An 8,482-nucleotide genomic window follows, 5' to 3' on the forward strand; every position below is an offset into this window, starting at 1 on the left:
AGGGCGCACGGGGCGGTCAGTCCGCGGGGCGACTCGGGGGGGCCGGTGGATCTGGCGGGCCCGGCCGGGCCGGCCCGGAGCGGCGGGGTGTTCACCAGCTTCTGGGGTGAGTACCCCGCCGCGATGGCCGGGCCGGCCGTGCAGGCCGCGTCCCCTGATCCCGGACCGCAGCAGACATGAGCTCCGATCTACCGGCGACCGTCGACGCGGACCGGGTGTCGGCCTGGGACGACGACGGCGACGTGGTGGTGATCGCCGTCGGGAGCGCCGGGGGCGGCGCGGCGGGCGGCGCCGCGGCGGCCGGGGCGCGGGTGCTGGTGCTGGAGCGTGCCGCCGCGGCCGGCGGCACCACCGCGATGGCCGGCGGGCACTTCTACCTCGGCGGCGGCACCGCCGTCCAGCTGGCCACCGGCCACCCGGATAGCCCCGACGAGATGTACAAGTACCTGGTCGCGGTCTCCCGCGAACCGGAACACGCCAAGATCCGGGCGTACTGCGACGGCAGCGTCGAGCACTTCAACTGGTTGGAGGACTTGGGGTTTCGGTTCGAACGCAGCTACTACCCGGAGAAGGCGGTCATCCAGCCCAACACCGAGGGCCTGATGTACACCGGCAACGAGAAGGTGTGGCCGTACCGGGAGCAGGCGGTGCCGGCGCCGCGCGGCCACAAGGTTCCGGTTCCCGGTGACACCCAGGGCGCCAAGCTGGTGGTCGACCTGCTGCTCAAGCGGGCCGAATCGCTCGGCGTGCGGATCCGGTACGAGACCGGCGCCACCGCCTTGATCACCGACCGATCCGGTGCGGTGACCGGGGTGGTGGCCAAGCACTTCGCGGAGACGGTTGCCGTCAAAGCGAAGTCGGCGGTGATCGCCGCCGGCGGATTCGTGATGAACCCGGAGATGGTCGCCGAGTACACGCCGAAGCTGGCGCAGAAGCCGTTCGTCCTGGGCAACACCTACGACGACGGTCTCGGCATCCGGCTGGGGGTGTCGGCGGGCGGGGCCACCAAGCACATGGACCAGATCTTCATCACCGCACCGGTCTACCCGCCGGCGATCCTGCTCACCGGGATCATCGTCAACAAGCTCGGTCACCGGTTCGTCGCCGAGGACTCCTACCACTCGCGGACCTCCGGGTTCGTGATGGACCAGCCGGAGAGCGCGGCGTTCCTGATCGTCGACGAGGCGCACCTGCGCCGCCCGCAGATGCCGCTGACCCCGCTGATCGACGGCTGGGAGACGGTGCCGGAGATGGAGGCCGCACTTGGTATCCCGGCGGGCAATCTGGTGGCGACGCTGGACCGCTACAACAGCCACGCCGCCCGCGGCGCAGACCCCGACTTTCACAAACAGCCGGAATTCCTTGCGCCGCAAGATAAAAGCCCATGGGGTGCGTTCGACCTGTCGCTCGGCAAGGCGATGTACGCCGGCTTCACCATCGGCGGGCTGGCCACCTCGGTAAACGGCGAGGTGCTGGCGGGCGACGGCACCGTCGTGCCCGGTTTGTACGCCGTCGGCGCCGGCGCGGCGAACATCGCCCAGGACGGCAAGGGCTACGCCAGCGGCACCCAACTGGGCGAGGGCTCCTTCTTCGGGCGTCGCGCCGGAGTGCACGCGGCCCGCAGGGCCGGGGGGGCGTAGGGGCGTTCGGGTGGGCCCGGAGCGCACGCGGCCGGGGGGCGTAGGTGTTCAGCGGTGTTCAGCCTCGCGGCGAGCAGACATAAAAGCCCCTGAAATCGCCGCTCCGCGGGGGTCTTTGCGTCTGCTCGCGGGGGGAGGTAGGGCCGCGGGTCAGGTAGGGCCGCGGAGGGCGTAGCGGAGTCGGGCTAGACGGGGGCCGGCTGGTGTTCGACGCGGCTCAGCTCCCAGCGGCCGTCACCGTGCAGGTCGAGCCGCTGCTTGTGGTGCCGGGCCAGGGTGTGCCGGTGGCTGACGCTGACCACGGTGAGGTCGGGCAGTTCGGCGCGCAGCAGCTGGTACAGCGTCGCCTCCAGGCCCTCGTCGAGCGCCGAGGTGGATTCGTCGAGGAACGCCACCTTCGGCCTGGTCAGCAACACCCGGGCGAACGCCACCCGCTGCTGCTCGCCGGGGGAGAGCACCTTCACCCAGTCGGCGACCTCGTCCAGCCGGTCGACCAGATGTGGCAGCGCCACCTTGACCAGCACCTGGCGCAGGTCGGCGTCGGTGATCTGACCCGCCGACGCCGGGTAGGAGACCACCGTGCGCAGGTCACCGAGCGGGATGTAGGGCAGCTGGGACAAGAACATCGTCTCGTGTGCCGCGGCGGGCCGGCGCAGCGTCCCGGACGTGTACGGCCACAGCTGGGCGAGGCTGCGCAACAACGTCGTCTTCCCGCAGCCGGACGGTCCGGTGATCATCAGGGTGTCGCCGCTGTCCAGGTGCATGTCCAGCGACGCGACCAGCGGATCGCCGTCCGGGGTGCGCACCTCGACGTTCTCGATGCCGACCGAGCCGTCCTCGCTGGGCAGCGCGAGCAGCTCGGGCAGCTCACGGGCGGCCTTGTCCACCTGCACCAGCCCGTGCAGACGGATGATCGAGGCCCGGTAGCCGGCGAAGTTGTCGTAGGCGTTGCGGAAGAACGACAACCCGTCCTGGATGTTGGAGAACGCGATCGCGGTCTGGGTGACGTCGCCGAATTTGATCTGCCCGGCGAAGAGCCGCGGCGCCTGAATCACCCACGGCAGCGGGACGATAGCCTGGCTGACCGACCAGTTCCACCCGTTGAAGGCGATGGTCCGGTTCACGAAGCGCAGGTAGTTGTCGATGATCGCGTCGAACCGCTGCCGCAGCTGCAGCCGCTCGGCGATCTCACCCCGGTAGAAGGCGACCGCCTCGGCGGCGTCGCGGACCCGGACCAGCGCATACCGGAAGGCGGCGTTGGTCAGCTCGTTGCGGAAGCTCAGCTGGATCAGCGGCCGGCCGATGACGAACGCGACCACGGTGGCGATCAGCACGTAGCCGATCACGATCCAGAACATCGCCTTCGGCAGGCTGAACCCGGCGACGGTCAGGGTGCCGGACAGCCCCCAGAGCATCGCGGCGAACGAGACCACCGACACCACCGCGTTGACCGCGCCGAACAGCAGGATGCCGCCGGTTCCGTTGGCCGGTTCGTTGGCGCGGGCGCCGTTGCCGGCGGTGAAGATGTCGATGTCCTGCTGGATGCGCTGGTCCGGGTTGTCGACGGCGCCTTCCAGGGCCTCCTCGAAGTCGGCGCCACCCGCCCCGGCGATGGCGCCCTCGACGAAGTGCGCCCGATAGAAGGCGCGGTCGCCCAGCCAATCGCCGGTGAGCCGGTCGGTGAGCCAGATCCGCCAGTTCACCATGAAGTGCTGCGCCAGGTAGATGTCGACCATCAGCCGGGCGATGAACACCACCGCCAGCAGGCTGAAAATGCCGATCGCCATCCAGAATCCGTGCTCGCCGGAGCGTTTCACCGCCCCGTCGCCGTTGGCCGCCGCCCAGGTCTGCAGCGCGTTGTACATGTCCTTGCTGAAGTAGCTGAACAGCACGTCGAGCCGGACCGAGGCGATCACCGACAGCAGCAGCACGCCGAGCATCAGCCAGACCCGGCCGCAGCCGGGCCCGGTGAAGTACGCCCCGGAGATCTCCCAGAACTGCCGAGCCCACGGCAGCACCAGCCACAGCAGCGCGAGCACGCCGGTGAGGCAGACGGCGCTGATCCCCCAGGTGCTCACGATCCACATCAGAGAGTGGGTGAGCTCATGCGCCCAGTCAAGGGATGGCTCGAACAGGTTGGAGTCCACCTCAGACGTCTCCTTAGCTACCGCGACCGCCGCGCACATCCGGCTCCGGCGGACAGAAATCCCCGGGGGCAACCTACCCCAGGGATGGTCCGCGCGACGACGGGCACGCACCGCTGGACGGCCGATCCGGTTTGCGGCCGGTCTGCTCCGCCGCCGCGGCCACCGCGTACCTTTGTGCTGTGGCGAACTCTGCAAAGACCACCAGCACCAAACCGGGCCGGCTCAGCGGCAGGTTCTGGAAACTGCTCGGCGCCAGCACCGAGCGGGATCACAGCCGGTCGCTGGAGGTGGTCAAGGCCGCCGCCGAGTTCGACAAGAAGGCGGCCGGGCTCGACGACGCACAGCTGAGCAAGGCCGCCCAGCTGCTGCTGCTCAAGCCGGAGAGCGTGGCCGGCTCCCCGGACATCCCCCAGTTCCTGGCGATCGCCCGGGAGGCCGCCGAGCGCAGCATCGGGCTGCGCCCGTGCGACGTGCAGCTGCAGGGCGCGCTGCGGATGCTCGCCGGTGACGTGGCCGAGATGGAGACCGGCGAGGGCATGACGCTCGCCGGGGGGATCGCCGCCGCCGGGTACGCCATCGCCGGCCGGCACGTGCACGTGGTCACCATCAACGACTACCTGGCCCGCCGCGACGCCGGATGGATGGGCCCGCTGCTGGAAGCCCTGGGCCTGACCGTCGGCTGGATCACCGCCGCGTCCACCGCCGCCGAGCGGCGCGCCGCCTACACGTGCGACATCACCTACGCGTCGGTGAACGAGATCGGCTTCGACGTGCTGCGCGACCAGCTGGTGACCGACGTCGACGACCTGGTCTCGCCGAACCCGGACGTGGCGCTGATCGACGAGGCCGACTCGGTGCTGGTGGACGAGGCGCTGGTGCCGTTGGTGCTGGCCGGCACCACCCATCGGGAGACGCCGCGGCTGGAGATCATCGAGCTGGTCGGCAGGCTCACCCCGGGGGTGGACTACGACTCCGACGAGGACCGGCGCAACATCCACCTCACCGAGGACGGGGCGCGCAAGGTGGAGAAGGCGCTCGGCGGCATCGACCTGTACTCCGAGGAGAACGTCGCCACCACGCTGACCGAGGTCAACGTCGCGCTGCACGCCCAGGTGCTGCTGCAGCGCGACGTGCACTACATCGTGCGGGACGGCCGGGTTCAGCTGATCAACGCCTCCCGCGGCCGGATCGCCGCGCTGCAGCGCTGGCCGGACGGGCTGCAGGCCGCGGTGGAGGCCAAGGAGGGTATCGAGACCACCGAGACCGGCGAGGTGCTCGACACCATCACGGTGCAGGCGCTGGTCAACCGGTACCCGACGGTCTGCGGCATGACCGGTACCGCGCTGGCCGCCGGCGAGCAGCTGCGCCAGTTCTACCACCTGGGGGTCTCGCCGATCCCGCCGAACCAGCCGAACATCCGCGAGGACGAGACCGACCGGGTCTACATCACCGCCGCGGCCAAGAACGCCGCGATCATCGAGCACATCGCCGAGATGCACGCCACCGGCCAGCCGGTGCTGGTCGGCACACACGACGTGGCCGAGTCCGAGGAGGTGCACGAGCGGCTGGTGCGGCGCGGCATCCCGGCGGTGGTGCTCAACGCCAAGAACGACGCCGAGGAGGCCAAGGTGATCGCCGAGGCCGGCAAGTTCGGCGTGGTGACGGTCTCCACCCAGATGGCCGGCCGCGGCACCGACATCCGGCTCGGCGGGTCCGACGAGGCCGACCACGAGCGGATCGCCGAGCTGGGCGGGCTGCACGTCGTCGGCACCGGGCGGCAGCACACCGAGCGGCTGGACAACCAGCTGCGCGGCCGCGCCGGTCGTCAAGGCGACCCGGGGTCGTCGGTGTTCTTCTCCAGCTGGGAGGACGAGGTCGTCGCGACCAACCTGGAAGAGAGCAAGCGGCCGATGGCGGCCGACGAGAACGGGCGGATCGTCAGCCCGAAAGCGGCGGCGCTGCTAGATCACGCCCAGCGGGTCGCCGAGGGCAAGCTGCTGGACATCCACGCCAACACCTGGCGCTACAACCAGCTGATCGCCCAGCAGCGGGCGATCATCGTCGAACGGCGCAACACCCTGCTGGCCACCCCGGCGGCCCGCGAGGAGCTCGCCGACCTGGCCCCGGAGCGGTACGCGGAGTTGCAGGAGGAGCTCGACCCGGACGGCGAGGCGAAGCTGGAGAAGATCTGCCGGCTGATCATGCTCTACCACCTGGACCGCGGCTGGGCCGATCACCTGGCTTTCCTGGCCGACATCCGGGAGAGCATCCACCTGCGGGCGCTGGGCCGGCAGAACCCGCTCGACGAGTTCCACCGGATGGCGCTGGACGCGTTCGCGTCGCTGGCCGCCGACGCCATCGAAGCCGCGCAGCAGACCTTCGAGACCTCCGAGGCGATCGAGGACGAGCCCGGCGTCGACCTGTCCAAGCTGGCCCGGCCGACGTCGACGTGGACCTACATGGTGCGCGACAACCCGTTGACCGACGACACGATGGACGCGCTGAGCCTGCCCGGAATCTTCCGCTGAGCTAGGGTCCACTCCATGCAGCCCGGGGTGCGCGACGACCGGGTGTTGACGGTGCCCAATGCGATCAGCGCGGTCCGGCTGGCGCTCGTCGTCGTCTTCCTGTACCTGCTGCTGGTCCGCCGCGCCGACGCCCTGGCGGCGGCGACGCTGATGGTCGGCGGCTTCTCCGACTGGGCGGACGGCAAGGTCGCCCGGCTGACCGGGCAGACGTCGAAGCTGGGCGCCCTGCTGGACCCGGCGATCGACCGGCTCTACATGGTGGCCGTTCCGGTCGCGTTCGCGCTGCGCCGGCTGGTGCCGTGGTGGGTGGTCGTCGTGCTGCTGGCCCGGGACGGGCTGCTGGCGCTGACCCTGCCGGTGCTGCGCGGCCGGGGGCTGGCCGCGCTTCCGGTGACCTACGTCGGCAAGGCCGGCACGTTCGCCCTGATGTCGGCGTTTCCGCTGATCCTGCTCGGCCAGCTGGGGGACGCCGGGTGGACCCGGCCCGCGCTGGCCTGCGGGTGGGCGTTCCTGATCTGGGGGCTGGGGATGTACCTCTGGGCGTTCGTGCTGTACCTGATCCAGATCGTCCTGGTGGTGCGCAGGATGCCGAAGGTCGGCGATGGCTGATCCGTTCTTCGCGCTGAGCGGCTACGACGCGGCCACCGGGCGCAGCGCGCACCGGGCGGGCGGCCCGCAGGGCTTCCCGGTGCCGTCGCTGCTGCGTTCGCTGCTGTCGGAGCATCTCGACCCGGGTTATGCGGCGGCCGCGAAGCGTCGGGAAGCCGGTGCGACGATCGGCCGCCGCCGGGTGGCGGCCTGGGCCTGGCAGGCGCTGGCGGTGTCGCTGGTGACCGTGGTGTTCGCCGCCGCCGTCGGTCAGGCCCGTTCCGTGGCACCCCGGGAGCGCGCCGCGCAGCAGGTGCTGGCCGGCAGCGTCCGGTCGGCCGAGGGTGCCGCCGCGGCGCTGACCGACGACCGCGCCGAGCTGGCCGGCCGGGTCGACACGGTGCGCCGGCAGCGGCTCAACGCCGACGCCGAGGGCCAGCGGCTGCTGGCCGGGCTGGACGCGTTTAGCCTGGCCGCGGCCAGCACCGCGGTGACCGGCCCGGGGCTAACGGTGCAGGTCACCGACCCCGGCACCGAGCGCAACCTCTCCGACGCCGGCAAACAGCGGCTGCCCGGCAGCCGGCAGATCATCCTGGACCGCGACCTGCAGCTGGTGGTCAACTCGCTGTGGGCGAGCGGTGCGGAGGCGGTCTCGGTCGGCGGTGTGCGGATCGGGCCGAATGTCACCATCCGGCAGGCCGGCGGGGCGATCCTGGTGGACAACACCCCGATCAGCAGCCCCTATACGATTCTGGCGATCGGGGCGCCGCAGCCGATGCAGGACGCCTTCGACCGCAGCCGGGGCCTGTACCGGCTGCGCCAGCTGGAGGCGGCCTACCGGGTCGGGGTGGTCGTGAACGCCGGCGACGGCCTGGTGCTGCCCGCCGGGGCGGTGCGCGACGTGACGTTCGCCGGAGCAGGCGGCGAGTGAGGGGAGTTCGGATGACCGCAGACCGAGCGGAAACCGGGCGGCGATGATCGGGATCGCGGCGCTGATCGTCGGCGTGGTGCTGGGCCTGGTCCTGCACCCGAGCGTGCCGGAGGCGGTCCAGCCGTATCTGCCGATCGCGGTGGTGGCGGCGCTGGATGCGGTCTTCGGCGGCCTGCGCGCCTACCTGGAACGGATCTTCGACCCCAAGGTGTTCGTGGTCGCGTTCGTGTTCAACGTTCTGGTCGCGGCGCTGCTGGTGTACCTCGGCGATCAGCTGGGGGTCGGCACCCAGCTCTCCACCGCGATCATCGTCGTGCTGGGGATCCGCATCTTCGGCAACGCGGCCGCCCTGCGCCGTCGGCTGTTCGGATCCTGACCATGGGCGACGAGCCGGTCGGCGAGAGCCCCGACACCCCGGCGCCGCGGGGCCGGCACGAGCTGCCGCCCGATCACCCGGCGGAGGCCCGGCGCTGGTGGAGCCGGCGGTCGCTGCGGGCGCAGCCGTCCAACCCGGTCTTCGTCGTGCTCGGCGCGCTGCTCTGCGTTCTGCTCGGCGTCGCCATCGTCACCCAGGTGCGGCACAACGAGTCCGCCGATGCCCTGGAGACCGCTCGGCCCGCCGATCTGCTGGTGCTGCTCGACTCGCTG

The 8,482-nt window shown here is 71.1% G+C and carries 6 protein-coding genes and 2 pseudogenes; 7 read left to right on the forward strand and 1 reads right to left on the reverse strand.

The genetic code is table 11. The features are described from left to right. Both AC2VNT_RS12100 and AC2VNT_RS12105 read left to right on the forward strand, forming a co-directional pair. Positions 1-180, forward strand: a pseudogene (locus tag AC2VNT_RS12100) (hypothetical protein); the annotation flags it as partial. Then, positions 177-1,640 carry an FAD-binding protein gene (locus tag AC2VNT_RS12105; protein ID WP_486947092.1) on the forward strand — a complete coding sequence of 488 codons (1,464 nt, stop codon included), beginning with the start codon at positions 177-179 and terminating at the stop codon, positions 1,638-1,640. The pseudogene AC2VNT_RS12100 and the gene AC2VNT_RS12105, both read left to right, overlap by 4 nt. Positions 1,641-1,825: 185 nt before the next feature. On the opposite strand, the gene AC2VNT_RS12110 is transcribed toward AC2VNT_RS12105, so the two are convergent. Beyond that, positions 1,826-3,787 (reverse strand): ABC transporter ATP-binding protein/permease, encoded by a 1,962-nt coding sequence (locus AC2VNT_RS12110; protein WP_486947093.1) that lies wholly within the window; start codon positions 3,785-3,787, stop codon positions 1,826-1,828. A 179-nt stretch (positions 3,788-3,966) separates the two neighbouring features. On the opposite strand from AC2VNT_RS12110, the gene secA2 reads away from it, so the two are divergent. The 5 genes and pseudogenes from secA2 to AC2VNT_RS12135 form a co-directional block, all read left to right on the forward strand. After that, positions 3,967-6,315: an accessory Sec system translocase SecA2 gene (secA2, locus tag AC2VNT_RS12115; RefSeq protein WP_486947094.1), complete on the forward strand. Its 2,349-nt coding sequence runs from the start codon at positions 3,967-3,969 to the stop codon at positions 6,313-6,315. 15 nt (positions 6,316-6,330) lie between these two features. Then, on the forward strand, positions 6,331-6,924 hold the full coding sequence (locus tag AC2VNT_RS12120) for a CDP-alcohol phosphatidyltransferase family protein (protein WP_486947095.1): 594 nt from the start codon (positions 6,331-6,333) through the stop codon (positions 6,922-6,924). Continuing rightward, on the forward strand, positions 6,917-7,834 hold the full coding sequence (locus tag AC2VNT_RS12125; protein WP_486947096.1) for a DUF881 domain-containing protein: 918 nt from the start codon (positions 6,917-6,919) through the stop codon (positions 7,832-7,834). Before AC2VNT_RS12120 ends, AC2VNT_RS12125 begins: the two co-directional genes overlap by 8 nt. A 43-nt stretch (positions 7,835-7,877) precedes the next feature. Continuing rightward, complete coding sequence (locus AC2VNT_RS12130; protein WP_486947097.1) at positions 7,878-8,210, forward strand: small basic family protein; 333 nt, start codon at positions 7,878-7,880, stop codon at positions 8,208-8,210. Between the two features lie 2 nt (positions 8,211-8,212). Then, positions 8,213-8,482: pseudogene (locus tag AC2VNT_RS12135) on the forward strand (DUF881 domain-containing protein); the annotation flags it as partial.

It is taken from the genome of Mycobacterium sp. TH-M15, from assembly GCF_057473705.1.